General features: G+C 61.4%; 20 protein-coding genes and 1 pseudogene. 9 read left to right on the forward strand and 12 right to left on the reverse strand.

The features are described from left to right. Positions 1-497 precede the first annotated feature (497 nt). The 5 genes and pseudogenes from GGQ99_RS08195 to GGQ99_RS08215 form a co-directional block, all read right to left on the reverse strand. The gene (locus GGQ99_RS08195; protein WP_183261914.1) at positions 498-1,781 is read right to left on the reverse strand and encodes a cystathionine gamma-synthase family protein; all 1,284 of its coding nucleotides are present in this window, start codon (positions 1,779-1,781) and stop codon (positions 498-500) included. A 72-nt stretch (positions 1,782-1,853) separates the two neighbouring features. Then, the gene (locus tag GGQ99_RS08200) at positions 1,854-3,155 is read right to left on the reverse strand and encodes a phenylacetate--CoA ligase family protein (RefSeq protein ID WP_108608517.1); all 1,302 of its coding nucleotides are present in this window, start codon (positions 3,153-3,155) and stop codon (positions 1,854-1,856) included. 3 nt (positions 3,156-3,158) lie between these two features. Continuing rightward, entirely contained in the window at positions 3,159-3,947 is a 789-nt protein-coding gene (locus GGQ99_RS08205; RefSeq protein WP_183261916.1) for a citryl-CoA lyase, read from the reverse strand. A 120-nt stretch (positions 3,948-4,067) separates the two neighbouring features. Continuing rightward, positions 4,068-4,162, reverse strand: a pseudogene (locus tag GGQ99_RS08210) (IS5/IS1182 family transposase); the annotation flags it as partial. A gap of 191 nt (positions 4,163-4,353) precedes the next feature. Further along, complete coding sequence (locus GGQ99_RS08215) at positions 4,354-5,001, reverse strand: hypothetical protein (RefSeq protein WP_183261918.1); 648 nt, start codon at positions 4,999-5,001, stop codon at positions 4,354-4,356. Between GGQ99_RS08215 and GGQ99_RS08220 the strand changes: the two genes are divergently transcribed. From GGQ99_RS08220 to GGQ99_RS08250, 7 genes are all read left to right on the forward strand, one after another. After that, positions 4,969-7,173 (forward strand): LuxR C-terminal-related transcriptional regulator, encoded by a 2,205-nt coding sequence (locus tag GGQ99_RS08220; protein ID WP_183261920.1) that lies wholly within the window; start codon positions 4,969-4,971, stop codon positions 7,171-7,173. The two genes, GGQ99_RS08215 and GGQ99_RS08220, sit on opposite strands and share 33 nt — an antisense overlap. Before the next feature lie 137 nt (positions 7,174-7,310). Further along, entirely contained in the window at positions 7,311-8,993 is a 1,683-nt protein-coding gene (locus GGQ99_RS08225) for a hydantoinase B/oxoprolinase family protein (protein WP_425486781.1), read from the forward strand. Continuing rightward, positions 8,990-11,044 (forward strand): hydantoinase/oxoprolinase family protein, encoded by a 2,055-nt coding sequence (locus GGQ99_RS08230; protein WP_183261924.1) that lies wholly within the window; start codon positions 8,990-8,992, stop codon positions 11,042-11,044. Before GGQ99_RS08225 ends, GGQ99_RS08230 begins: the two co-directional genes overlap by 4 nt. A gap of 3 nt (positions 11,045-11,047) precedes the next feature. After that, complete coding sequence (locus GGQ99_RS08235) at positions 11,048-12,142, forward strand: ABC transporter ATP-binding protein (RefSeq protein ID WP_183261925.1); 1,095 nt, start codon at positions 11,048-11,050, stop codon at positions 12,140-12,142. Between the two features lie 39 nt (positions 12,143-12,181). Then, positions 12,182-13,354 (forward strand): ABC transporter substrate-binding protein, encoded by a 1,173-nt coding sequence (locus GGQ99_RS08240; RefSeq protein WP_246389446.1) that lies wholly within the window; start codon positions 12,182-12,184, stop codon positions 13,352-13,354. Positions 13,355-13,413: 59 nt separating this feature from the next. Continuing rightward, on the forward strand, positions 13,414-14,271 hold the full coding sequence (locus tag GGQ99_RS08245) for an ABC transporter permease (protein WP_183261927.1): 858 nt from the start codon (positions 13,414-13,416) through the stop codon (positions 14,269-14,271). Further along, positions 14,265-15,071, forward strand: coding sequence for an ABC transporter permease (locus GGQ99_RS08250; RefSeq protein WP_183261929.1), 807 nt, complete (start codon positions 14,265-14,267; stop codon positions 15,069-15,071). The genes GGQ99_RS08245 and GGQ99_RS08250 overlap by 7 nt, the downstream gene beginning before the upstream one ends. A 495-nt stretch (positions 15,072-15,566) precedes the next feature. Here the strand turns inward: GGQ99_RS08250 and GGQ99_RS08255 are convergent, their stop codons facing one another. From GGQ99_RS08255 to add, 6 genes are all read right to left on the reverse strand, one after another. Continuing rightward, positions 15,567-16,241: a helix-turn-helix domain-containing protein gene (locus GGQ99_RS08255; RefSeq protein ID WP_343061706.1), complete on the reverse strand. Its 675-nt coding sequence runs from the start codon at positions 16,239-16,241 to the stop codon at positions 15,567-15,569. A gap of 92 nt (positions 16,242-16,333) precedes the next feature. Next, positions 16,334-17,266 carry an ABC transporter permease gene (locus GGQ99_RS08260; RefSeq protein WP_108608527.1) on the reverse strand — a complete coding sequence of 311 codons (933 nt, stop codon included), beginning with the start codon at positions 17,264-17,266 and terminating at the stop codon, positions 16,334-16,336. After that, the gene (locus GGQ99_RS08265; protein ID WP_183261931.1) at positions 17,263-18,327 is read right to left on the reverse strand and encodes an ABC transporter permease; all 1,065 of its coding nucleotides are present in this window, start codon (positions 18,325-18,327) and stop codon (positions 17,263-17,265) included. Before GGQ99_RS08265 ends, GGQ99_RS08260 begins: the two co-directional genes overlap by 4 nt. Next, positions 18,324-19,904, reverse strand: coding sequence for an ABC transporter ATP-binding protein (locus GGQ99_RS08270; protein WP_108608529.1), 1,581 nt, complete (start codon positions 19,902-19,904; stop codon positions 18,324-18,326). Before GGQ99_RS08270 ends, GGQ99_RS08265 begins: the two co-directional genes overlap by 4 nt. 63 nt (positions 19,905-19,967) lie before the next feature. Continuing rightward, entirely contained in the window at positions 19,968-20,999 is a 1,032-nt protein-coding gene (locus GGQ99_RS08275) for a BMP family lipoprotein (protein WP_183261933.1), read from the reverse strand. A 59-nt stretch (positions 21,000-21,058) separates the two neighbouring features. After that, positions 21,059-22,117 carry an adenosine deaminase gene (gene add / locus GGQ99_RS08280; protein ID WP_183261934.1) on the reverse strand — a complete coding sequence of 353 codons (1,059 nt, stop codon included), beginning with the start codon at positions 22,115-22,117 and terminating at the stop codon, positions 21,059-21,061. Here add and GGQ99_RS08285 point away from each other — a divergent pair. Continuing rightward, positions 22,098-22,331, forward strand: coding sequence for a hypothetical protein (locus tag GGQ99_RS08285; protein ID WP_183261936.1), 234 nt, complete (start codon positions 22,098-22,100; stop codon positions 22,329-22,331). The genes add and GGQ99_RS08285 overlap by 20 nt on opposite strands. A 48-nt stretch (positions 22,332-22,379) precedes the next feature. After that, positions 22,380-23,213 carry a helix-turn-helix domain-containing protein gene (locus GGQ99_RS26365; protein WP_159091666.1) on the forward strand — a complete coding sequence of 278 codons (834 nt, stop codon included), beginning with the start codon at positions 22,380-22,382 and terminating at the stop codon, positions 23,211-23,213. Positions 23,214-23,272: 59 nt separating this feature from the next. Here GGQ99_RS26365 and GGQ99_RS08295 read toward each other — a convergent pair whose 3' ends face one another. Then, positions 23,273-24,304, reverse strand: coding sequence for a BMP family lipoprotein (locus GGQ99_RS08295; protein ID WP_183261938.1), 1,032 nt, complete (start codon positions 24,302-24,304; stop codon positions 23,273-23,275). Positions 24,305-24,358 lie beyond the last annotated feature (54 nt).

A 24,358-nucleotide genomic window follows, 5' to 3' on the forward strand; every position in this document is an offset into this window, starting at 1 on the left:
CACAACTGATGTCCAGAGCTGGTGTCCATCCGGCCTGGACGAGCGGAGCACGGGTGGATGGGGATTGCGCAGGCATCAGATCGAAAACTTCGTTCTCAGGGTCCCGTCTTCTATTGGCGGGCCCGCATTCCCGTCGGATTCGCGTCGGCGACAGGCAACGGCAGGCTTTCAGTGAGCCTTAGGCTCTCGGACCGTAAGAAGGCGTCTGTGGTGGCGCGGCGGCTCAATGCCCTGCTGTTGCATCTCGAACTGATGCCGATTGCGAGGATGGCGACGAAAGAACAGCTGACCAAGATCTTTGCGCTCGAGATCGACGCCATGCGCGACGAGATCGATGCGCTGGACCGCTCTGCCAAACGTAGGGGCACACTCCGCGATCCAGTGCTTCGGGCAGCAGTCCGGGGGAATAAGCGTCGAGCAAGTGCTGCTGTTACGCGCTGGCGCGGAGATTGGCGGCTTGCTTGTCCAGCGCGTCGATGCCGCGCTTTGGTAACACGTCAGGCGTCAGCTAACGCCTGCGCGAGGTCGGCGACAAGGTCGTCGGGATGCTCGACGCCGATCGACAGCCTTATTGTCGAGTCAAGAACGCCTATCCGTTCCCGGACGTCTCTGGGCACACCGGAATGGGTCATAGCGGCTGGGTGGCTCGCCAGCGATTCTGTGCCGCCGAGGCTGACCGCAAGCTTGAAAATCTGCAAGGCGTTGAGAAAGGCGAATGCTGCGGCCTGACCACCGACAATGTCGAACGAGAACGTCGACCCGGCGCCTGTGCATTGCGTTCTGAAGGCATGTGCAGCCGGGGTGTCTTCGCCGAGGAACGGCAGATAGGCCACCCTTGCGACCTTGGGATGCTCGGCCAGGAATTCGGCGGCGATGCGGGCGTTGGCGTTGGCCTTCTCCATGCGAATGCTCAGAGTTTCCAGCGAGCGGCCGAGCATCCAGCAAGAATGGGGATCAAGTTGTGTACCAATCGCTCCTCTGAGTGCCTTGATCGGTTTGGTGATGGCCTTGCTGCCGAGGGCCGCGCCGGCGATCAGATCGGAATGGCCGCCGACATATTTGGTCAGGGAATAGACCGAAATGTCGACACCGTGGTCGAGTGGACGCTGGAACACCGGTCCGAGCAACGTGTTGTCGCACACGATGACCGGGCGATGGCCCTGTTTGGCGGCGATCTCATCGGCGATGCGGCCGACAGCCAGAAAATCGACCAACGTGTTGGTCGGATTCGAGGGCGTTTCGATAAAGATCACTGAGACGCGGCCTCGCTCGCAGCCTTCATCGGCAGCAGCGCGAATGGCGGTTTCATCAACACCGTCGGAGAAACCCACAGAGCCAATGCCGAAATTGGCCAGCGTCTTGGCAAACAACGTTTCGGTGCCGCCATAAAGCGGCTGTGAATGCACGACGGCATCACCCGGGCGCGCGAAGGCAAGCAAAGTGGTCGCAATAGCCGACATGCCGGACGAGAACAGGATACAGGCCTCCGCACCTTCATAGATTGCCAGGCGATCCTCGACGATTTCGCTGTTGGGATGATTGAAGCGCGAGTAGACGAGTCCGGCTCCGGTTCCGCTTGGCGGCTCCTTGCGGCCGGAGACGAAATCGAAGAAATCGCGCCCCTCTTCGGCTGATTTGAACACGAAGGTCGAGGTGAGAAACACCGGCGGCTTCACCGCTCCTTCCGACAGTTGCGGATCAAAGCCGTAGCTCAGCATTAACGTTTCCGGATGCAGCCGATGGTTTCCGATGTGTGTCTTGGACGGTCTGGGCGCAGTCATGATGATCCCCCGGTTTGAGAGGCAATGTGGGTTTGCCGTATCCTTCGCGTCGATTCTCTTCCGCAGTTGCGTCTAGCGCTGAACTAGCTTTGACTTGTATTCGCTGCGCTGGAGCGTGCCCCACGGCACCAGATCGACCTGCGCGGTGAAGACGAGCATATCGCGGAACCGCTTCTGAATTCTCGCTGCAAGTTCCGGATCGGCAGCGGAATCCTTCGCCAGTTCGACCACCACCGGCACAGGTGGTTCTTGCCGTACGCCCGGGTCCTGCGGCTTGACCAGGATCATGCCACTCACCTCCGGCATGAACTGATTGACCACCTCGCGAATGGCCGATGGGAAAACATTGACGCCGCGCACGAGAAGCATGTCGTCAGTGCGGCCGATGCAGCGGACCCGAGGCGCGGTGCGGCCGCACCGGCAGGGCGAACTCCAGACCTGGACATGATCGCGCGTCCGGAACCGCAGCAGCGGCGCAGCCTGATGGCGCAGATGGGTCAATACAAGTTCGCCGCGCGCACCGTCCTCCATTGCAATCGGTGCGCCGCTTTCCGGATCGACCAGCTCGGGATGGACGAAGCCGCGGCCGCCGAGATGCATGCCGCATTGCTCTTCGCATTCGCCCCACAGCGAAACCCCGATGTCGCCGATCCCCATGGCCTCCGTCACCTTGGCGCGCCATGCCTCTTCGAGGCGCGCGCGCAGGGCCGGTTCGCCGCCGCCGGGCTCGCCAGCGACCAGAACGCGCTTCACGCTGGACCCCTTGAGGTCGAAGCGCCGCTCTTCCGCCCATTCTGCGAGGTAGGCCGCGTAGGAGGGCGTCATCACCACCGCCGCCGGCTTCAGGAGGCGGATGGCGGTTATCAAGCGCTCGGTATTGCCCGTACCCACGGGAACGTGGGTCATGCCGAGCCGATCGAAGGCGCCGAGCGCCGCGCCCGCCACGAAAGGTCCGGCATTGTAGGTCGAGACGATCGCTTCGCCCGGACTGATGCCCGAAGCCGAATAGCTCCGGGCTGAGGTCACGACCCAGTTTTCGAGATCCTGCGCCGTGAGAGGAATGTAACTGGGAGTACCGGTTGTGCCGCTTGTAGAGAAGATGCGCACGATCTCTTCCCTGCGGACCGCCAGATGCGTGCCGATCGGATGATTCTCGCTGCATGACGCCCTGATCTCGTCCTTCTCGGTGAACGGCAGCTTCTCGATCGAATCCAGACCGCCGATCTCTTCCGCGGTGGCAAAGCCGGCCTGCTTCAGCTTGCTGTGGTAGAAGGCCGAGTGGGCGAGGAGATATCCGACCTGCCGGCGGTACTGAGCGTCGTCCTGCCTGACCTGATCGCGCCAGGGGTTGGTTTCCACCTCCGGGTCGAACATGGCTCAGGTCCTGTTATTGGCACCGTAGGAAACGGCCGCTTCCGCATGGCCGGCGAGGACAAAGCCGATGGGGTTTTGCTGTTCTTCCGCAAGATGAGCAAGGAGGCCGCCGGTGCGGGCAAGCAGCGGGATCGCCTTGAGAAATGCGGGAGGGAAGTCGAGATCGAGCAGGACTGCGGCAATCGGCATCGAGACGTTCAAGACGAGCTGCTTCCCCCATACCTGCGCCACCGCTTCGCGCATGCGCCGCGCCAGATCGACATGCGGGCCGCTGACGCCGCGCTGGTCGGCAAGTTCCAGGATGCGCTCGGCGCGCGGGTCGAGCGGCCGATGCACGGGATGCCCGAAGCCCGGCGCCTTTCCGCCCGCTTCACGGATTTCGCGAGCCAACTCCAGGACGACCTCGTCGGCATCCCCGCCCTCGGTCACCCGGGCACGCGCCTTTAGGAGAAGCGCGCCGCAGAGTTCGGAGGTACCAAGGATTACGGGGCCGCAGCCGAGAACACCCGCGGCCAACGCGCCCTGTAGTGCATTGGGATCGGAGGCGAGAGTCATCCGCGCCGCCTGGACAGTGGGCATCATCCCGTGTTCGGCGATCGCAACGAGCAAGAGGTCCAGGAAGTAGCGCTGATCTTCAGTCGGCTCGCGCCCGGTCAAGAGCAGATAGAAATACGCAGTGAAGCTCAGCCGACCCATAAGATCGCCGCAGAGATCCCTGCCTCGCACTTCGACTGCGTCTGCTACCGCAATACAGATTTCAGTAGTGGCTGTGCGCGCTTTACCGATCTGCATGGGCTGCGTTTCCGTCGGAACGGTTCAGTATCTGTGGCACTCGGATGCTAGACTGACGATGGAGATCACACAACAGCGGACGGCGCACAGGCAGTGACGGCGGCGATCTTCGGAAAAGCAAAGCCTTCCGAGCATGAGGCGAATGGACGCCAGTTGAGGAAGGCGAGCGCGTTATGTGAGAGGTTCTCGAAGTCCTTGGCCAGCCTGCGGCATCGAGAGGACTACTGAGCGCGCCGCTGGCATCATCCACCGGCCCCGGCGTGGTTGGTGGCGTGCTGGGTGCCGCATTGTTTTGCGATGGTGAAGCGTTTTGAATGCGGTCGGCATGGGCGATAGTGGCAAGCCGGTGGGCGATGACAAGCGTGGTCAGGCGTCTTCACAGGCACGAAGCGCATGGTCGGCCGGGTCACCGCCTCGCAGATGGCCATCCGCAGCACATAGGCTGCCCCCGGATGGCCTCAAGGTGTACATGTTCGCGCGGCTCATGATATCGGCATGTTGATTGATCCTGGATTCTGACAGAATGGTGGCGCCCAAGCGCATCTCTGAAGGTGAGGCCGATGCGCGCATGGCGCAGGTCAGGCGCGTCCGGACGCTGAGGCTGCTCGACGATGCCGGCGACCGGCGCCTGACGTTGGTCATAGCACCTGCCGGCTTCGGCAAGTCCTCGTTGATGAACCAGCGTTACGAGGATCTGCGCAAGCAAGGCCACCAGGCAGCCTGGGCCGCGCTGGATGGCGACGATCGCGACGGCACCCACTTCCTCCTCGGACTGCTCGGAGTTCTCACCGCAGCACACGTCTTTCCCGCTGCGGCGCAGGATTATTCCAGTCTGTCGCAGCAGCATGTTCTGGGCGTCATCCTGACCCAGTTGCAACGGCTGCGCCGCCCCCTGTACCTGTTCCTCGACGACTATCATTTCGCCCAGAGCGATGAAAACGACGCGACGCTGGCGCGGCTCCTGTTTTCGCCGCAGGCACGAAACCTCAGGCTGCTGATCATCTCCAGGTCGGAGCCGAGGTTGGCGATCTCGGCGATGCAGCTGAATGGCCAACTCACCTATCTGAAGGCCAGCGATCTGCGTTTCTCGCCCGGAGAGGCTCAGAACCTGCTCGCCATGGCCGGGGTAAAGCTCGATAAATCGCAGATCGAAGCCCTGGTCCAGAAGACCCAGGGCTGGGCCGTGGCGCTGCAGCTTGCTCGGGTGCTGTTGCGTGACGGGGCCGTGACCGACAGGGACCTGCTTGAATTCAGCGGCACCCAGTTGGATATGGCACGCTACCTGTCCGAACAGGTCTTTTCGTCGCTCTCGGTCCATATGCAGTCGGCGCTGGTCGGCGTTGCGGCCCTGCCCTATTTCAGCGCCGAGCTGGCGAGCGCGGTCGTCAGCCCTGCCGCCGCCGCCGAACTGACCTCCGACATCGCAATCGGAGGCTTGCCGATCGAGGCGTTCGATGATGGGCACAAGCAGTTCAAACTGCATGCGGTGTTCCAGGAATACCTGATGCAGGAAGCCCTCGCGCGCGGGCTGGACATCAACCAGATCAGGCGCAGTGCCGCACACTGGTATGCAGCCCGGCGCGACTGGGCGAGTGCCATCCGCCACGCCTTGCATGCGGAAGACTTCCGCCTTGCCGGGGAATTCTCCGAAAACGCGGGGGGATGGCGACAGGTCTATGCCGGCGCCCGCGGGCTGCTGCAGCAGTTTCATGCGCTGGCGGCGGTGCTGCCCGAACCGGAAGCCGCAAAGTTTCCACGCAGCTTTCTCGGACTGGCCGTCGCCGCGGCCAAGGGCGGGAACCTGGCACTGGCGACTCATTATTTCGAGTTGGTCGATCGGACCATCGACCGTTCCGACAATATCCTGGTCAACGAGGTCCGCCTGATCGGCGCGCTCATGGCGCTGTACCGGGACGATCGCATCGAAGCCCTCGACCTGTCGCTTCTCGAGCGCGATCTGACGCTGCTTGAGCTGGTGGAACCCGTGCAGCGCGCACTGACCTACAATCTGCTGTGCTTCCAGTATCTGGAGCGCAGCGAGTTCGAGCGCGCCGAGCGCCACGGCAACCTGGCGATCCAGTCCTTTACCCAGGCAGGAGCGCTTTTCGGGGCGATGCATCTCCATGTCCATGTCGGGCAGGCACAGTTCTTTCGCGGCGACATGGAAGGCGCGAGTGCGGCCTACGAGCGCCTGGCCAGCGACGCGCAGAATGCCATTGGCAAGGGTTGCGACCTCGACGCGATCGCCCAGGTCCTGCTGGCCGAGACGCTGTCGGAGCGTGGTCTTCATGATGGCGCCGAGCGCATCCTTGAATGGTCGCTGCCGCATCTGGAGAAGAACGACTGTTGGTTCGACCTGTTGGCCGCAGCCTATCTGTCCCGCATTCGCGCAAGAATGGTCAGGAACGATTTTGACGGCGTGGACGCCGTGCTCGAACAGGCAAGGCGCACCGCACAGCGCCGTGGCTTTCCTCGCCTGCAAAGGCTGGTAGCACGAGAGCAGATGCGCTCTCTCATCCACTTCGGCGACATCCAGGGCGCAAAGCGTTTCGCCGACCGTTTCGATCTCGGCGCGGAAACGGCGTTCGACATCGAGCGCAACCGGCTTTCGTTCCGGCTACGCGGCGAGGTACCCGCAACGCTGTGGGTACGGATCTGGATACAGGAAGGCCAGACGGAGCGCGCACTCGACATGCTGCAGCGCCTGGAGGTGGCCCAGGAACGTCCCTTCAGTGTGCCGAGAATGCTCCGGATGCGCCTGCTGGCGGTGCTGGCCGGCATGAAGACCGGCAAGGTAGAACGCACCGCTTCCGTGCTAGACGAAATCCTACTGACCCTGCCCAGCGCAACCTATCGCGCGGCCTTTTTCGAGGAGGGTCCCGACATGCTCGCCTTGCTGCGCCGGCGCGCGCAGGAAGCCGGCCCTGACAGCCTTATCGCCCGGCGCGTCGGCCAGATCTTTGCGCCGGCAGATGCGTCAGTTCCAGGAGAAGGTTCGGCAGAAACGGCGGCGGATTCCTCGAGCGCACCGCATACGCTGACCCAGCAGGAACTGAAGGTCATTTCATTGATCTGCGGCGGCTTCTCCAACAAGGAGATAGCGAGGCATATGGACGTCAGCGAAAACACCGTGAAGTTTCACGTCCGAAATGTCTTCTCAAAGCTCAATGTCCACTCGCGCACTGCGGCCATCTCGGTCGCGCGAGAGCTAGGACTATTAGCCTAACCGTCATTTTGGGTAGGTACGCAATCAGCCTGCCCACCCGATCGGTCGGGTATGCAAGTCCCCTCCTCGATGCAACCTTTCCGCATGGGCAGCAGATACACGCGCTGCAGTCATAAAGGTGCGGAATGGAGCAGCAGGTGCGAACCGTCGATCCCGTGACCCAGGAGATCATCCAGGGCAAGCTACTGTCGATGGTCGACGAGATGGGCATCGTGATGGCGCGGACCAGCATGAGCCCCGTCATCTACGAGGTTCTGGATTTCGCCTGCGGCATCTGCACCCGCGACTGCGACCTGATCGCCCAGACCAACGGCATCACGCTGTTCACCGGCACCTTCGCCACCCAGGTTCGCAGCCTCGTCGAGCGGTTCGCCGACGACATGGCGCCGGGCGACGTGCTGGTGACCAACGACCCCTATGCCGGCGGTACGCATTCCTGCGACCTGGCGATCATGCGTCCGATCTTTGCCGAAGGCCGCATCATCGCATTTGCCATCAATGTCGCCCACTGGCTGGACGTCGGCGGTGCGGTGCCCGGCAGCCTGCCGCCGGACGCCAATTCGGTTTTCCAGGAGGGCCTTCGCCTGCCCTGCGTCCGCATTGCCCGCGACGACAAGCTGCTGCCTGACATGGTCCGTATCATCAGCGAGAATGTCCGCCTTCCGGAAGTGGCGTTGGGCGACCTCAATGCGCAGCTTGCCACTGTGCGCATCGCCGAGCGCCGCATCCTGGAGATGGTCGAAAAGTACGGTGCGGCCACGATCCAGGACGCCTTCGACCACCTCCTCGACGTCAGCGAGCGGCGTAGCCAGGACGTCATAGCGGCACTGCCGGACGGCATCTACGAGGCAACCGACATCATCGATGGCGATGGCATTACCACCGACCCCATCGAAGTGAAGGTCGCCATCCGGATCGAGGGCGGCCGCATGGAGGTGGATTTCACCGGCTGCCCACCAGCCGCGGCAGGCCCGATCAACTGCGCGCGCGGGGCACTCAGCTCGGCAGTGAAGACCATCTTCAAGGCGCTGGTGGCGCCACAGGAGCCGTCCAACGAAGGGTGGTTCCGGCCGCTTTCGGTGATCGCTCCCGATGGAACGGTCTTCACGGCGCAGAAACCCTCGCCGACAGGCTGGTACTACGAAGGCTCCGTCCATGCCTCCGAACTGGTATGGAAGGCGCTTGCACCGCTGATGCCGGAACGTTTCTCCGCCGGCTCCTATTCCAGCCTGTGCGTGACATACATCAATGGCCGGACCGCCGACGGCGAAGAGTTCATCCACATCGAGCCGCAGCATGGCGGCTGGGGTGGAACGCCCGGTCGCGACGGCGCCAGTGCGGTGATCGCCCTGACCGACGGCGATACCTACAATTACTCGGTGGAGCTGATCGAAGCCAAATTTCCGCTCCACGTTCGGCGCTACGCGCTCAATGTCGAGGGCGGAGCCGGCGCAGGCCAGTGGCGCGGCGGCTTCGGGGTCGTGCGCGAATACGAGATCCTGTCCGGAGAGGCCGACATCCACAGCGGCTTCGGCCGCTCGAGGACGCCGCCCTGGGGCATGGACGGCGGCGGCGCGGGCAGTCTCAACCGGCTCGATGTCGTGGACAAGGAGGCGGCGAACACCACCTCCTATGGGCGCCTGTCTCACCGCCGCGTCGTCAAAGGCGACTTGCTGCGTATCGCCACTGGCGGCGGCGGCGGCTGGGGCGATCCAACCAAGAGAAACAAGGATGCGATCGCCGAGGACATCAGCGCCGGCTACATCAGCGCGGAACGCGCGGCATCGGAATACAACCACCGGGGCACGACGACGAAATGATCAGACTTGCAACCGATGTCGGCGGCACCTTCACCGATCTCGTCGGATATGACGAGAAGACGGGCAAGGTATTCACCTCGAAGAGCCTGACCACACCCCAGGACCAGTCCATCGGCGTGCTCGACGTGATCGACCGCGCAGAGAGTGCCGGCGGCCTGGACCCCGACAAGGTCCGGTTCTTTGCCCATGGCGGAACGACGGTGATCAACGCGATCACCGAACGCAAGGGCGTCAGGACCGCCCTGGTGACCACTGCCGGGTTTCGCGACGTCCTCGAGATCGGCCGCGGCAACCGCCCCGACCTCTACAATCTCCAGTTCCACAGCCCCGAACCGTTCATCCCCAGGAAGCTGCGTACAGAGGTCCGCGAACGGGTCGGCGCGGACGGAAGGATCATCGAACCGCTCAACGAGGACGATGTTCGCCAGGCCGCGCGCCTGTTTCAGGACGAGGGAGTTGAGGCCGTAGCGGTCATCTTCCTGCACAGCTACGCCCATCCGGATCACGAGAAGCGCTGCGCAGCGCTGCTGCGCGACCTGCTGCCGGGCGTCACCGTCTGCGCCAGCTACGAGATCTCGCGCCAATGGCGCGAATATGAGCGCACCAACACCGTTGCCCTCAACGCCTATGTACAGCCGATCATCCAACGTTATTTCGCCAATCTCGAAAAGGCGCTTGCCGCCAAGGGCGTGTACTCAGCCTATTATGCGATGCTTTCGAATGGCGGAGTCGCGACGTTCTCGCAAGCCGTCGCCAGTCCGCTGACCCTTGTGGAATCCGGCCCTTCGGGCGGTGCGGCTGGTGCCGCCAGGATCGGCGCGATCCTCGGCGAAAAGGATGTCCTTTATCTCGACGTTGGCGGCACGACGGCAAAATGCACGCTCATTCGCGACGGCAAGCCAAATCTCGACGCCGAATACAAGTTGGAATGGGCCCGCACCTTCCCCGGCTATCCGGTCCAGGTGCCGGTGGTCGACATCGTCGAGATCGGCTCGGGCGGAGGTTCGATCGCATGGATCGACGCCGCCGGCGGCCTGCGGGTGGGACCGAAAAGTGCCGGGTCTTCGCCCGGACCGGCCTGCTACGGGCTTGGCGGAACCGAACCGACGGTCACTGACGCCAAGGTGGCCATCGGACTGCTTGATCCTGCCGCATTTGCCGAAGGCGCGATGACCCTCGACGTCGAACTCGCGCGCCAGGCCATCACCAGGCTGGCCGGACCGCTCGGTCTGTCCGTCGACGACGCTGCCCAGGCCATCATCGACGTCGCCGAATCCAACATGATCAACGCCCTGAAACTGGTCACCGTCCAGCGCGGCCACGATCCGCGCGACCTTGCGCTGATCGTAAGCGGCGGCGCCGGGCCGATGCTGGGCGCCCGCCTCGGCCGCGAACTCAACGCCAAGTCGATCATCATCCCACCGCATTCGGGCATCTTCTCGGCCTGGGGCATGCTGGCAGCCCATCCGCGCGCGGACATTCGCAAAACCTGGTTCTCGCCGCTGGCCGCCTCGTCGCTTGGCGAACTGGCCGACCTGTTCAGCGGCATGGAAGATGAGGCACTGTCCTATTTCGATCTCGACGGCAAGGGCGACATCGCCTTCAGCTACACCGTCGAAATGCGCTATCGCGGACAGGAGCATAGCGTGTCGACGCGGTTCTCGCCGTCGATGCAACTCGTCGATTTCGCCGAGGCCTTCCATCTTGCTCACGAGACCGCCTACTCGTTCCGCCTGCCCGATGCACGCATCGAGGTGACGAACCTGCATCTTCAGGCCGAGATTGCCGGCAATGTCATCGACTGCCCTCTGATCGACGATAATGGTCGTACTGTCGCCAAGGCGCGCAAGGGCGAACGCAAAGTCTATTTCGGCAACGATGGCGGCTGGAAATTCTGCGCCGTCTATGATCGTAACGGTCTGCCCTGCGGCGAGCGGCTAAGTGGCCCGCTGCTTGTCGAGGAGCCAACCACGACAACGCTTGTTCATGCAGGGCAAGTCCTGGAAATCACTGACCGGGGCATCATGGTAATCACGGAAGAGGTCCGCTAGCCCATGGCCATCGCGATTGGAATTGACAACGTAACCAGGACCTTTGGCACCGTCAAAGCCCTGGAGCGCGTGGGTATAAAGATCGGGGCCGGCGAATTCTTCACATTGCTCGGTTCGTCGGGCTCCGGAAAAAGTACGCTACTAAAGCTGATCGGCGGCTTTGACCGTCCCACCACCGGGCGGGTCCTGTTCGATGGCCAGGACGTCACCGACATGCCGGCAAACCGCCGCCCGTCAAACACCGTCTTCCAGGATCTCGCCCTGTTTCCTCACATGACAGTGGGAGAGAACGTCGCCTACGGACTGAAGGTGAAGGGCGTAGCCGCCTCTGAACGCAAGAAGCGCGTAGACAGCACGCTCGCTCTGGTCGATCTGGCAGGATTTGCCGAGCGCAACGTCAATGTTCTCTCTGGTGGACAGCGGCAACGGGTCGCCCTGGCGCGCGCACTTGTCATGGAGCCGGGCATCCTGCTTCTCGACGAGCCGTTGACCGGACTCGACGAAAGGCTGCGCCAGCAGATGCGCGACGAGTTCGGCAGGCTGCATCAGCGGACCGGGTCGACCTTCGTGCTGGTCACCCACAATCAGGACGAGGCGCTGAGCCTCAGCGACCGCATGGCCATCATGCACAAGGGCAGGATCGAGCAGGTGGGACGGCCGGCCGACTTCTTTGCCAATCCCGCCAATGATTTCGTCGCACGTTTCGTTGGCATGGAACGCGTCCTCAAGCCCGAAAGGCTGGAACGCAGCGGCGGCGACACGGTCGCCATCATAGCCGGTGAGCGGCTGGTTCTGCCAGGCGCTCGCGACGTTGGGGAAATGGGACTCCTGGCGGTTCGTCCCGACCGAATTTCGCTCGCGAACGGGCATGCAGCGCCCGGCAGTTCACTCAGAGCTACCGTGGCCGGGCGCCAGTTTCGAGGCCGGTTCTTCGACTTCTATCTCGAACTTGGCGACGGCCAGAAGCTCGACGCCGAGATCCCGGTCGAGTTCGCCGACGCCTGGCCCGAACCGGGCAATCCAGTGCGGCTCGAATTCGCCGGCGGCGCCTTGGTACCCGTGCCCGCATCGGGAACTGCGCCGAACCGTGACACCTGATCATCCTGAAGAAATCTCATAAAAAGAAGGGGTAACACGATGACAAATCACATTAATCCTTTGAACAATCCGATGGCGAGCAACTTCAACCGACGCCAGTTGCTCAAGACCCTCGGGGCCGGCGGTGCGGCACTGGCGGGCGGAACCCTGTTTCGGCCAATGGCGGCACTGGCTGCGAGCGATCTGGCATTCTGGGCGACCGGTACGCTCGACGTCGGCGATGCCTGGTCTCGGGCAGCCGACGACGCGGGCCTGAACGTTGCCTTCACCGACAATGGCAACGACCCGGGTCCGGCTGTCGCCCGCTTGGTCGCCGGCAACGCCAACGACCTCTTCGATATCGGTGGCCTGCAGGGCGGGGCCGAGAAGGAACTGGCGGTCCAGGGCGCAATCGTTCCCTGGGATATGTCGAAGATCCCCAACTACGAAAACGTCTGGCAATGGGCGAAGGATATTCCCTACCTGCACCATGACGGAAAGCAGTATGGCCTGCCGGCTGTCATCAACGCAGACTCGATCATCTATCGCCCCGACAAGCTGGGCAAGGTCGACAGCTATGGCGTCATCTTCGATCCGAAGCTGAAGGGCCAGGTGGCGATGGAAGACGCCTGGATCAACAGCGCGGTCTTTGCCGCCATGTATCTGAAGGAGTCGGAAAACCAGAAGATCGGCAATCCAGGCAACCTGACCGCGGACGAGCTTGGCCTGGTGATGGAGTTCCTCATCAAGCACAAGCGGGACGGCCAGTTCCGCACCTTCTGGAGCGGCTGGGAACAGGGCGTGCAGCTCGTCGGCGACGGCGAAGTGCTCGCGATGACTGGGTGGGAGCCCATCGTCTATGAAGGTCGCAAGCGCGGCCTGCAGGTCGAGTATGCTGCGCCTGTCGAAGGCTACGAAGGCTGGGGCAACAACCTGGTGCTGCTCAAGGGTGCGGTCGACCGTGGCCTAGGCGATGACGCCCACAAGTTCGCGAACTGGCTGTTCGACGGGTTCTATGGCTGTACGCTTGGCGAACAGCGCGGTTACGTCGTGCCTAGCGATCGCAATGTCGCCTACGCCGAGGCGCACGCAAGCGAATTCGACCCGGCGAAGGTCAAGGCGCTGGCAGAGCACGTCAAGGCCAAGTTCAGCGGCAAGGTCGCCTGGCAGAATACCCGGCCGGACAATTTCCAGCTCTACGAAGAATGGTGGCAGAAGCTGCGTAACGCCTGATTGCGACCAACAGCGGCGGGAGCGGTTCGCGCTCCCACCGCACTTTTTCTGGAAACCAGATGAAATCGCCCGGTCTTTTGCTTGCACTCCCGACCGCACTCATCGTGCTGTTGCTCGGGTTCGTTCCCCTGATCGTCATTCTGGTCTGGAGTTTCTGGACCTGGGACCCCGCGACCTATTGGATCAGGCCGGAGTTCAGCCTGGCCGGTTATGCAGCGATCCTCGAGGCCGGGCGATGGAGCGTCATCGTCGGATCGCTGGGCAAGGCATTCCTGACCGCCGCAATTTGCGTGGTCATCGGCTATCCCGCGGCAATGGCGGTGCATTTTCTGGCAAGCAGGCGAACGGCACTCCTGCTCATGGCGCTGTTCACCATCCCGTTCTTTACCTCGTACATGATCCGCGCCTTTTCCTGGCGGCTGGTGCTGGGCCGCAACGGCCTGATCAATGGCTGGCTGATGGATCTCGGGATCGTCGACCAGCCGCTCGACTGGCTCCTGTTTTCCAATTTTGCCGTCAATGTCGGCCTGGTCGCCTCCTACCTGCCATTCGTCATCTTTCCGCTGATCCTGTCGATGCAACGCGTCGAGCCGTCGCTGCTCGCCGCCAGCCAGGACCTTGGCGCGAGCTTCTGGCGCACCTTCCGCTCGGTTCTGCTGCCGCTCACGCAAGCCGGCATATTCGCCGGATTTCTCTTCGTCTTCGTCATGGCGGCAGGGTCGGCGACCGAAGTGCAGATGCTTGGCGGCGCAGCCGCATCGATGATCTCGGTGATGATCAACGACGTCATGCGGGTCGTGAACTTCCCGCTGGCCTTCGCAATCTCGACCGTGGTGCTGATCATCCTGTTCGGGCTGATATTCATCGGCAACCGTCTGTTCAAGCTGACCAGACTGTTCGAGGGTTTCACATGGTAGCCAGTTTCGAAAGCCGCCCGCTGAAGGCCGCCATCTGGTTGATGACAGCCATAGGTTTGGCAATCATCTACCTGCCGCCGCTTTATCTGGTTGCAGTGTCATTCAACCCGGCATTGCAGCCGGCCCTGCCGGCGCTCTCCGATGTCAGCCTGACCTGGTATTTCGCGCTCGCCAAGGAACGCACCCTCATCAGTGCATTGCAGGAATCCCTGCTGGTCGCGACCATTACCGCGCTGGTGGCAACCGGCCTCGCGCTATTGTCGGCGCTCGCTTACATGGACCTCGGCAAATGGCGCTCGCGCTGGTTCATGTTTGTGTTGCTGCCAATGTTCGTTCCCGGCATCATCCAGGGGCTGTCGCTTTCGGTGATCTTCGGACGCATCGGTCTCAAGCCATTTTGGGGCACAGTGGCGGCGAGCCACCTTTTGTGGGCGCTACCATTCGCCTTCACCGTCATCCTGACCAGCATGGCAGCCGTCAGGCGTTCCTACCTGCTTGCGGCGTCCGATCTCGGCGCCTCCTGGTGGCGCCAGCTGGTGGATGTGACATTGCCACTGATCAAGCCAGGCCTGGTGGCCGCTTTCATCTTCTCATTCCTGCTGTCGCTGAATGAATTCGGCCGAGCCTTCTATCTGGTCGGACGGCAAAACACGCTGCCACTGGCGATGTTCGGCAAGATGAACTCGGGCGCGTCGCCAACGATCTATGCCCTGTCAGGCTCGATTTTTCTGGCTTCAATACTGGCGGTATCGTTCGTGCTTCTGGCAGCACGGGCCAACAACCGAAAACTTCGTCGATAGGGAGCCTCTCACCTCATTTTTGTCCGGTTGGGACAGCACTCTTCGACGCTCCAGAAAATCACTGCCGCATCGAAGGTGGCCTCGGCGTCAGATACGATCAGTCGATACCACTCGCCTGCCCCGATCGGTTGATGTCGACGCAGCGGCAACCGCCTCCGCCATGATCGCCGACGCGACGACTGCTCGTTCCTGGCTGTCGATCGACTCGGCGTCCGCGCCGTCGGTCGTCGATGACGGCAATCTGGTGACTGGTTGATCTTGCGGGGGACAGTTCTCGCGGCCGCCGCTATCTTGAGCGAGTGTGTCAAGCACTTGGCAATGGATTCGACGAGTTGCGGCACAAAGGATCCCGCCTGATTGAGCGAAAAGCTAAGCGCCAGTAGATTCCGTCAAGCTATCGTCGACATCCTTCGGTGATGGAGTGACGCCGCCCGACAAACTTATGCCACCATGCCTTCCGGCAGGTTCCATAGGCCAACGTAGGACCCAAAACACTCAATCCTCCCCACCGCCAACGCCATATGAGATGACCGACAGGAAGCGGATGGGGAGTTTGATCAGTTCGTCTGGTCCGTGTGGCGCGTCGGCGTCGAAGAACAGGCTGTCGCCCGGCAGCAGCCGGTAGACTGATGTGCCATGGCGGTAGTTGACCTCGCCTTCGAGCAGGTAAAGCAATTCCATCCCGGAATGCTGAAACAACGGGAAGGTATCAGTGTCCTTGGTCAGCGTGATGAGATAGGGCTCGACGAAGATGCCACCCGTGTTGGAGCCGATGTAACCCAGAAGGTTGTATTGATGACCGGCCCGCGTGCCGCGCCGCCCGACCTCGACACCTGTTCCTGCCTTCACGAAGACGGCGGTGCGCTCCTGTTCGAAGCGCCTGAGCAAGGACGAGAGCGGCACGGCCAAAGCCTGGGCGAGCGCCTGCAACGTGGCCAGTGACGGCGAGATGTGCCCGTTTTCGATCTTGGACATCATGCCGAGCGACACGCTTGCGGCGTCGGCAAGCTCGGCGAGGGTCATGCCATGACGCTTTCGGCAGAAGCGTACTTCGCGCCCGATCGCGGTCTGCAGGCGGTTCTCGCCGCTGTCGCGCGTCGAATGCGGATTCTGGCAAAGGCTGGCGGGTTGCTCCACCAGATCGTTCTGCTGCTCGCGAGCGTCCGCCACGAGGGCGAAATGTGCTTCTTCCACTGTCTTTGACCTCCCGCTCAGAGTTGCTGGAAAAGGCTTCGCTCGAACTACACCCGCTGTCGCCCGCGTCACTCGCGCGAATACGGGAAACCGAGCATTGCCGGCTGGCCGGTCCGGAAGCGAACCCCCATCAACAGGATGATCGAAGCGAGATAAGGCAGCGCGAGCAACAGCTGGCGCGGCACGCCGACGCCGACAACCTGGGCATGAGTGGCGATAGCTTCCAGCAAGGCAAAGGCCACCACCGCCATCAGCACACCCTTGGGCTTCCAGTTTCCAGCGATGAGCGCGACAACCACGATCCAGCCGCGGCCGGCCGAGAAATCAGCGATGAAGCGATCAGAGAAAGCGAGCATCAGGAAACCACCGCCGAGCCCGGTCATGGCGCTGCCGAACATCACCGCGCCATATTGGCGGACAGGTACGCTCAGCCCCTTGACGTCGAGCGCCTTCGGATTCTCGCCAAGGCACCGCAGCTCCAGGCCATAACGCGTACGATAAAGCAGGAACCAGATCGCCGGAACGATGAAGAGCGCTGCGTAGGTCAACAGCCGCTGCGAGAACAGCACGGGGCCGATGAAGGGGATGTCCGACAGGAAGGGCAACGGCACGTCCTCGAAGCCGGCGAAGGAGGGTTGCGGGCCACCGCGAACGTAGCTTTGAAACCAGTACAGTGTGATACCGCCGGCAAACAGGTTGAGGCCGAGGCCGGTGACGAAGTGGTCGACGCGCATCGTCGCCGTCATGAAGGCGATGATCAGGCCCATGACGGCGCCAGCCAGGATCGCTGCGAGCACCGCCAGCCACAAGGAGCCGGTCGACGTCGCCACGAAATAGGCGATGAACGAGCCCATCAGCATCGTGCCCTCGACACCCATGTTCCAGATCCCGGCGCGCTGGGTCACGAGTTCGCCCATGGCCGAAAACAGCAGCGGCGTCATCGTCCGCAAAGTCGCTGCGAAAATGCTGATGAGGATGGCTTCCTGAAACAATCCGCTCATGACGCGGTACCCCTGACGATCTTGTAACGCGCCATCACGCTGGCACAGAGGACGAAAAGCAGGATGATGCCTTGCATGGCTGGCACGAGAGACGCCGGGATGTCGCTGACCACCCGCATCGACACGGCACCACTTGCCAGCCCGCCAAACAGCAGTCCCGCAAGCACAGTGCCCAGCGGCCGCAAGCCGCCGATCATGCCGACGATGATACCGGCGTAGCCAAGTCCGACCAGGTTGTCGGCCTTCAGCCGGTGCCCGACGCCGTAGAGTTCGATGACCCCGGCAAGGGCTGCGAGTCCACCGCTGATGCACATCACCGCAATGATGGTCCTGGCGATATTGGTGCCCTTGTGGCCAAGCGCGACAGGATTGGTTCCCAGTGCCTTTATCTCGTAGCCGAGTGCGGTCCGGTCGAGCATGACGGCACAGCAAATCGCAGCGACGAAGGGCAACAGCACGCCGATATGGAGCTTGGTTCCAAACAGCAGCGGCAATTGCTCCGCGGCCGGAAGCGGCACCGACTGCTGATAAGAAGCGCCATCGCCGATTTCGGCCCAGGGTCCTCCCGCCAGAAGGTAAGACAACAGGTAGATTGCAAGGTAGTTGGTCATCACAGTCGAAACGATCTCGTTGACGCCAAAGCGTGTCTTGAGGATCGCGCAGGCTCCGCCCAGCAGCAGCCCGCCGGCGACGCCGAACAGGATCACCCCGGGAAAGAACAGCAGCGGCGGCAGGCCAGCCAGGATCTGGCTGCCGAGATAGCCGGCCATCGCGCCGGCGAAGACCTGGCCTTCCTGGCCGATGCTCCATATCTGCGCGCGAAAGGCGATGACGGTTGCCAATCCCGTCAGGATCAGCGGCGTCGACTTGATGAGGGTGGTCATCACCGCTTTCTGCGAGCCAAAGGCACCGAAGAACAAAGTCCTGAACGCCTCGAAGGGATCAGCGCCGGCCGTCGCCACGATGAGTGCGGAGGCAAGCATGCCAGCGGCCAGTGCGGCCACCAGCGTGCCGGCTGTCCACCATGGATTGGCGTCGATGCGCCGTTCGATCCGGATCATCGTCCAGCCTCCATCCTGCGTCCGGCCATCAGCATGCCGACCTCTTCCACTGTCGCTGTCTTGGGATCTACGACACCGACGATCTCGCCCTTGAACATCACCGCTATGCGGTCGGCGAGATTGAACAGGTCGCTGAGCTCTTCGGAGGCGAGCAGGATCGCGAAACCCTCTTCGCGCTTCTGGAGCAATTGGGCGTAGACATATTCGATGACGCCGATGTCGAGGCCGCGCGTCGGCTGGTTGGCGAGCAGCAGCCCCGACGAATGCAGGAACTCGCGCGCCAGGATGACCTTCTGGGCGTTGCCACCGGAGAGGTTTTCGACCGGCACCTCGTCGTCGCGCGCGGCGATCTGGTAGCGGGCCATCATCGTCTTCGACAGCGCTGCGATCTTGCCGCGGTCCAGAAACAGGCCGCTGCGATACTTGGCGTTGCGCTGCCAGCCGAGGATGAGGTTTTCGGCGATGCTGAACGGCCCGACCAGACCCTCACGAAAACGGTCGTCGGGAATGTGTCCCACGCCCCTGTCCATCATCGCGCGCGGCGTGAGCCGGCTGACGTCCTCGCCGTTCAGCCTGATCGTGCCTTCGCGTGACCAGCGCACACCCGAAAGAACCTCGAAAAGCTCCTTCTGGCCATTGCCCGCGACACCGGCGATGCCGAGGATTTCGTGCCGCGCGATCGACAGCGACACCTGGTTCAGCACCGCCTCGTTCCAGTAGCCCCTGGCGCCGAGGCCGCTGACCTCGAGCACCGTATCACCGGGCGCAACTGTCGACTTGTTGACCGAAAACGACACCTCGCGGCCAACCATGAGCCGCGCCAGTTCCTCAGGCGAGGTGTCCTTGGTCTGAACGGTGGCGACTGCCTTGCCCTTGCGCAGAACGGTGACGCGGTTCGACTGCATCACTTCGGCGACCTTGTGGGTGATCAGGATGATCGACATGCCGTTGGCGCACATCTTGCGCATGATGGCGAACAGGCGCGCGGACTCATCAGGTGTCAGCACCGCCGTCGGTTCGTCGAGAATGAGGATCTGGACGTCGAGGTAGAGCGCCTTGAGAATCTCGACCCATTGCTGGCGCCCGACCGCCAGTTCCCAGACATAGGCGTCGAGATCGATCTCGATGCCGTAGGCGTCGCACAGGCTCTTCAGCTTTTGCCTGGCTGCTCTGTCGTCCAGCCGCCACCCGGATTTCTGGGTTCCGACAATGATATTTTCCAGCACGGTAAATTCGGGCACCAGCACGAAATGCTGATGCACCATGCCGATGCCGAGCTTGATCGCGTCCCTTGGCGAGTGCATCTCGACTGGTTGGCCGCGTACGACGATCTGCCCGGCGTCCGGCGTGCAGAAACCGAAGATGCAGGCCGACAAGGTCGACTTGCCCGCGCCATTTTCACCGAACAGGCAGTGGATCTCGCCGACCTCCAGCTCGAAGTCGACGCCGTCATTGGCCGTCACGCCGGCGAAGCGCTTGGTCAGACCTTCAACGCGCAGAGCCAGAGGTGTTTCCTCAGTACCCGCCTTTCTGGCATTCGCCGGCGTCGGTTCTTTGATGCTCGGTAAGAGCGACATGGTGGTTCCTTGATCAAGTTCACTCAAAAAACTGCGCAAGCAGCAGTGGAGGTGGCGCAGCGGCTAATCTGACTTCGGTTCCGATAGGTCGACTGGAATTTCGAGTTCACCTGAGGCGATCTTTGCCTTTAGCGTCTCAACTTCCGTCCGCACGTCCACTGGCAGGCTCGCTTCCAGATCATGGTAGGGAGCAAACGCGGCTCCGCCATCCTTCATGCCGAACCAATGCTCCTTGAGGTTGCCGCCGTAAGGCTTGCCTTCTGCCTTGTGGCTCCACCAGTTTTCGATGATCCACATCAAATCAGGGTCCCACACGGCTACGGTGCTGCTGAGGATCGTGGCCGGCGAAAAGTTGCTTTCATCCTGGAAACTGCCGAAGCACAGGATTTTCGCGGCCTCGCACGGCTTGAAATTGCCGGACAGCTGGAAAATCACATCGGCTCCGGCCGCAATCTGAGCGCCGGCATATTCAGCCGCCTTGGCAGGGTCATACCAGGATCCGACAAACGCTACTTTCCGGGCGATCGCCGGATTGACTGCCCGCGCACCGGCGAAAAATGCGTTGATCGAGTCATTGATGTCTTCGATGAAAAAGGGCGCGACTACGCCAAGCACATCGGATTTGGTCATCCGTCCTGCCAAAACGCCAAGCAGATAGGCAGGTTCGTGGAGACGCTTATAGACCCAATACTGATTGTCACCGAGACCTTCATTGCCGGCACCGACGACAACGAAGAGAATTTCCGGAAACTCGTCCTTCAGCTTCTTGACCTGGTCGGAATAGGTGCTATGGGCCCAGATGATGTCGTAGTCACCGCTTTCGGCGAACAGGCGCATCGCATCGCCGGCGTCGTCGCCCCAAAGCGGCTCGGTCGACTTCCACTCGATGTCGAGACCATGTGGCTTTGCTTGCTTGACGCGTTCGAGCGACTTGATCAGCGTTGCATCGAAGCCATGGTCCAGACCAGCCGACAAGATGACCGCGATGCGGAGCTTTTCGGGTGAGCCCGCGTACGTGCCGTTCGTGTGTCCGAAAACGACGAATAAAGTCAGCACCCAGATGGCTAGTAATCGTCTTGATAATTGACCTAACATTCCATTGCTCCCATTCGTTTTCCGACGGCGCTTCTGTTTTTTATTGCGCCGTCGCTGCCTTATGCAGACGTGAGTGCATCACTGTTTTCCGCATCCAGAAGAGCAATCTGCTCATCGATTTCGCGTGACCATGATGCGCGCCAGTCCCGCTTGACGGACTCGTCGAGCCACGACGCCTCGAGGGAATTGAGCGCAAGCGTCTTCAATGCTGCGGCATCGAGATTCATATTCGTGGCAAGCATCTGATACTCGTTTGCCAGATCGGTCTCGAACATTGGCGGATCATCCGCTGCCACAACGATCGTCAGTCCGGCTTCGATCATTTGCCGAATAGGATGATCCTTCGCGGCAAGATCGCGCCAGATCGTCACCCCAACGGTTGAACTCGGGCAGATGGTGAAGACGGTCCGGTCAGCGCGACAGCGGGCGACCAGATCGAGATCCTCCATCACACGATAACCGTGGTCGATGCGCTCGACCTTCAGCAAATCCAGCGAGTCCCGCACGTTGGACGCCGGGCCGCCCTCTCCGGCATGAGCAGTGCGATGAAGTCCCGCCTGGCGTGCCCGATCGAAAAGCGGCTTGAATTGTGCCGGCGGGAAAGGTGTTTCGTCAAAATCGAGACCGATGCCGATCACCTTGTCGGTTCGGTGGGCAAGCACCATGTCCAGAAACTCGAAACCCCGCTCGAGCCCAAGTTCGCGATTGTGCGCGGGTATCAGCCTCGAAATCAGCCCGAAGTCCGTCTCGATGTCATCCATCGCGCGGAACATGCCGGCAAGCATGGTCTGATAGGCCACGCCGCATTCCAGATGAACATGTGGACTGAAGAAGAACTCGACGTAACGGGCGCCGCTGTTGGCACAAGCTTGCAGCATCTCGTAGGTGATGAGATGGAAATCGTCGGCATCTATCACCGATCTGGATGCCATATTGTAAACCTTTAGGAAATCCAGAAGATTATCGTATTGATAAATTTCAGACACATTCTTATGATCTGGAACTTCTAGTTTATTTTTCCTAGATAATTTAAGAAATGTCTCTGGATTTATTGCGCCTTCCAAGTGAAGATGGATTTCTGTTTTCGGGATATTTCTTATGAACGCTTCCAGAGCCACCGATCTTCTCCATCTTTATCGCCGCTCAAGACCCCTGTCGCGCGAACGTCGCACGAGCGAGTACCGACCCCGTGCGATAGTCATTTTTGCCGACAATCACGGATGGATTTCCATCATCGATCAAGCCGAGCTGTCTATTCGCTGTGACCGGATTGTCGTGCATCGCGGCGCCAAGCGGAATATCGCCGCCGATCCGAAGCATGTCTTGAATTAAGATTACGCCGAGCTAATGTTTGGAATGCCCGAAGGGTGGAGGGAGCCAGTGGACAGTGTTGTAGATCCCGAACACGGCTTCTCGTTTGGGGAAGCCGACTACTCAACCGGAGGGGTCTACGGACCACTGACCAGACGCTACGTTACGTTGCTGATGATGCACGAAGGCAGCGCAAAGGTGACATGCGATGGGGAAGTCACCATCGTCGAAAACGGGCAATGCGGCTTCATCCTGTGCGAAGGCGTTTCGCTGTTCGAATATGAGAAAGGCCAGCGCGACAGGGTAAGCTGGTGTGAGGGATTTCCGGCCAGCCTGCCGGAGTCCGTTGTCTTGCGCCTGCGCGATGTGCCGTCTCAAATTCCCATTACCGACCGGCTGGCAACACTTGTGCGCCTGGGTCTGGAACTGGGCTCAGGGACCGGGGCCTACGTCAACATGCTCCGGAACAATTTGGGGCAGTCGCTGTTCACCGCCTATTTCCATGAAGCACAGGTCTCGGAGCTGGAGCGCCACATCCCCCGTTCGATTCATCAAGCCCGGCGCTATCTGGAGGACAATTTCGAAAAGGAGATGACTGTCGGCCATGTGGCGGATGTGGTGGCCGTCACGCCCCAACATCTGATCTCATCGTTCCGAAAACACATAGGAGTAACGCCTGTCCGCTATCTCTGGCAGATACGGGCGAACCGTGGCAAGCAACGCCTCTTGCATACCGGTTTGACGATCTCAGAAATCGCGTATCAATGCGGCTACAAGAATCCCTTTCATTTCTCGCGGCAGATCAAGCTGCATTTCGGCATGTCGCCTACGGAACTGCGTGCCAATATGGATTACCGCAAACCAAGTCGTGTCGCCGAAAACGCAGTGAACATGGTCTTTTGACTGACGACCGAGTCCCGCCTACTGCCGGACCGACTTCTCGGCCCGGCAGGAGCGTTGTCTCAATTGGGCTTGGGGGCTGATACATCGAGCGGTACCTGGAACTCGCCTGAGATGATCTTGGCCTTCAGCGCCTCGACCTCTGATATCACCGGTTGCGGCAGCGTTGCTTCGAAGCCGTGATAGGGAGCCATGCCGGCACCGCCATCCTTCATGCCGCGCCAAATCCGCTCCGTGCTGCCGGCAAAAGGCTTTCCCTCGACCTTATGCTGCCACCAGGCATCGACGACATGGGTGATGTCCGGATCCCAACGGATCACGGTGCTGCTGACGATGGTGGTCGGGGAGAAGCTGGACTGATCCTGATTGCTGCCGAAGCAGATGATCTTAGCAGCCTCGCATTCCTTGAAGTTGTCGGTCTGCTGGAAGATGACGTCGGCGCCGGTGGCGATCTGCGCATGGGTGTATTCGGCCGACTTGGCTGGGTCATACCAGGACTCGATGAAAACGACCCTTTCCTTGATCGACGGATTTACCGACCTCGCCCCGGCAAAGAAGGCGTTGATCGAGTCGTTCACGTCGTCGGCGGGAAATGTGCCCACCGTGCCAAGCACGTTGGTCTTGGTCATGCGGCCTGCGATGACACCAAGCAGGTAGGCAGGTTCGTGGACACGCTTGTAGAGCATGTACTGGTTGCCGCCCAAGCCTTCGTTCCCCGAACCCGTGACGACGAAGAGTACCTCGGGGAATTCGTCCTTCAGCTTCTTGACCTGGTCGGAATAGGTGCTGTGCGCCCAGATGACGTCATACTGGCCACTTTCGGCGAACAGCCGCATGGCGTCGCCCGCATCGTCGCCCCATAGCGGGTCGGTGTATTTCCAGCTCAGCTCAAGCCCATGCGGCTTCGCCGCCTTCACCCGCTCGAGCGATTCAATCAGTGTTCCGTCCCAGCCGCTTTCCACGCCGGAAGCCAGAATGACCGCGATGCGGAGCTTGTCCGGATTTTCGGCGCGCGACACCGACGAAAGCGCAACCAGCGCAAGCACAGCCATTGCCAAGGAGGCAACCAGCCTGCCGGTCAATCGTCCAATCATGATTTCTAACTCCCATTGGTTGTCTGGCCCAGTTTGGTCCGGCCCTGCTTTGCC

Origin of the sequence: Aminobacter niigataensis (assembly GCF_014200015.1) — a bacterium.
GTDB classification, from domain to species: Bacteria; Pseudomonadota; Alphaproteobacteria; order Rhizobiales; family Rhizobiaceae; genus Aminobacter; species Aminobacter niigataensis.

What these genes read in the sequence shown, in the direction of transcription:
- GGQ99_RS08235 (WP_183261925.1), top strand. Translation starts at nt 11,048, where the DNA reads ATGGCCATCGCGATTGGAATTGACAACGTAACCAGGACCTTTGGCACC.
- GGQ99_RS08200 (WP_108608517.1), bottom strand. Translation starts at nt 3,155, where the DNA reads ATGTTCGACCCGGAGGTGGAAACCAACCCCTGGCGCGATCAGGTCAGG.
- GGQ99_RS08270 (WP_108608529.1), bottom strand. Translation starts at nt 19,904, where the DNA reads ATGTCGCTCTTACCGAGCATCAAAGAACCGACGCCGGCGAATGCCAGA.
- GGQ99_RS08230 (WP_183261924.1), top strand. Translation starts at nt 8,990, where the DNA reads ATGATCAGACTTGCAACCGATGTCGGCGGCACCTTCACCGATCTCGTC.
- GGQ99_RS08260 (WP_108608527.1), bottom strand. Translation starts at nt 17,266, where the DNA reads ATGAGCGGATTGTTTCAGGAAGCCATCCTCATCAGCATTTTCGCAGCG.
- GGQ99_RS08240 (WP_246389446.1), top strand. Translation starts at nt 12,182, where the DNA reads ATGACAAATCACATTAATCCTTTGAACAATCCGATGGCGAGCAACTTC.
- GGQ99_RS08195 (WP_183261914.1), bottom strand. Translation starts at nt 1,781, where the DNA reads ATGACTGCGCCCAGACCGTCCAAGACACACATCGGAAACCATCGGCTG.
- GGQ99_RS08275 (WP_183261933.1), bottom strand. Translation starts at nt 20,999, where the DNA reads ATGTTAGGTCAATTATCAAGACGATTACTAGCCATCTGGGTGCTGACT.
- GGQ99_RS08265 (WP_183261931.1), bottom strand. Translation starts at nt 18,327, where the DNA reads ATGATCCGGATCGAACGGCGCATCGACGCCAATCCATGGTGGACAGCC.
- GGQ99_RS08250 (WP_183261929.1), top strand. Translation starts at nt 14,265, where the DNA reads ATGGTAGCCAGTTTCGAAAGCCGCCCGCTGAAGGCCGCCATCTGGTTG.
- GGQ99_RS08245 (WP_183261927.1), top strand. Translation starts at nt 13,414, where the DNA reads ATGAAATCGCCCGGTCTTTTGCTTGCACTCCCGACCGCACTCATCGTG.
- GGQ99_RS08285 (WP_183261936.1), top strand. Translation starts at nt 22,098, where the DNA reads ATGAACGCTTCCAGAGCCACCGATCTTCTCCATCTTTATCGCCGCTCA.
- GGQ99_RS08205 (WP_183261916.1), bottom strand. Translation starts at nt 3,947, where the DNA reads ATGCAGATCGGTAAAGCGCGCACAGCCACTACTGAAATCTGTATTGCG.
- GGQ99_RS08295 (WP_183261938.1), bottom strand. Translation starts at nt 24,304, where the DNA reads ATGATTGGACGATTGACCGGCAGGCTGGTTGCCTCCTTGGCAATGGCT.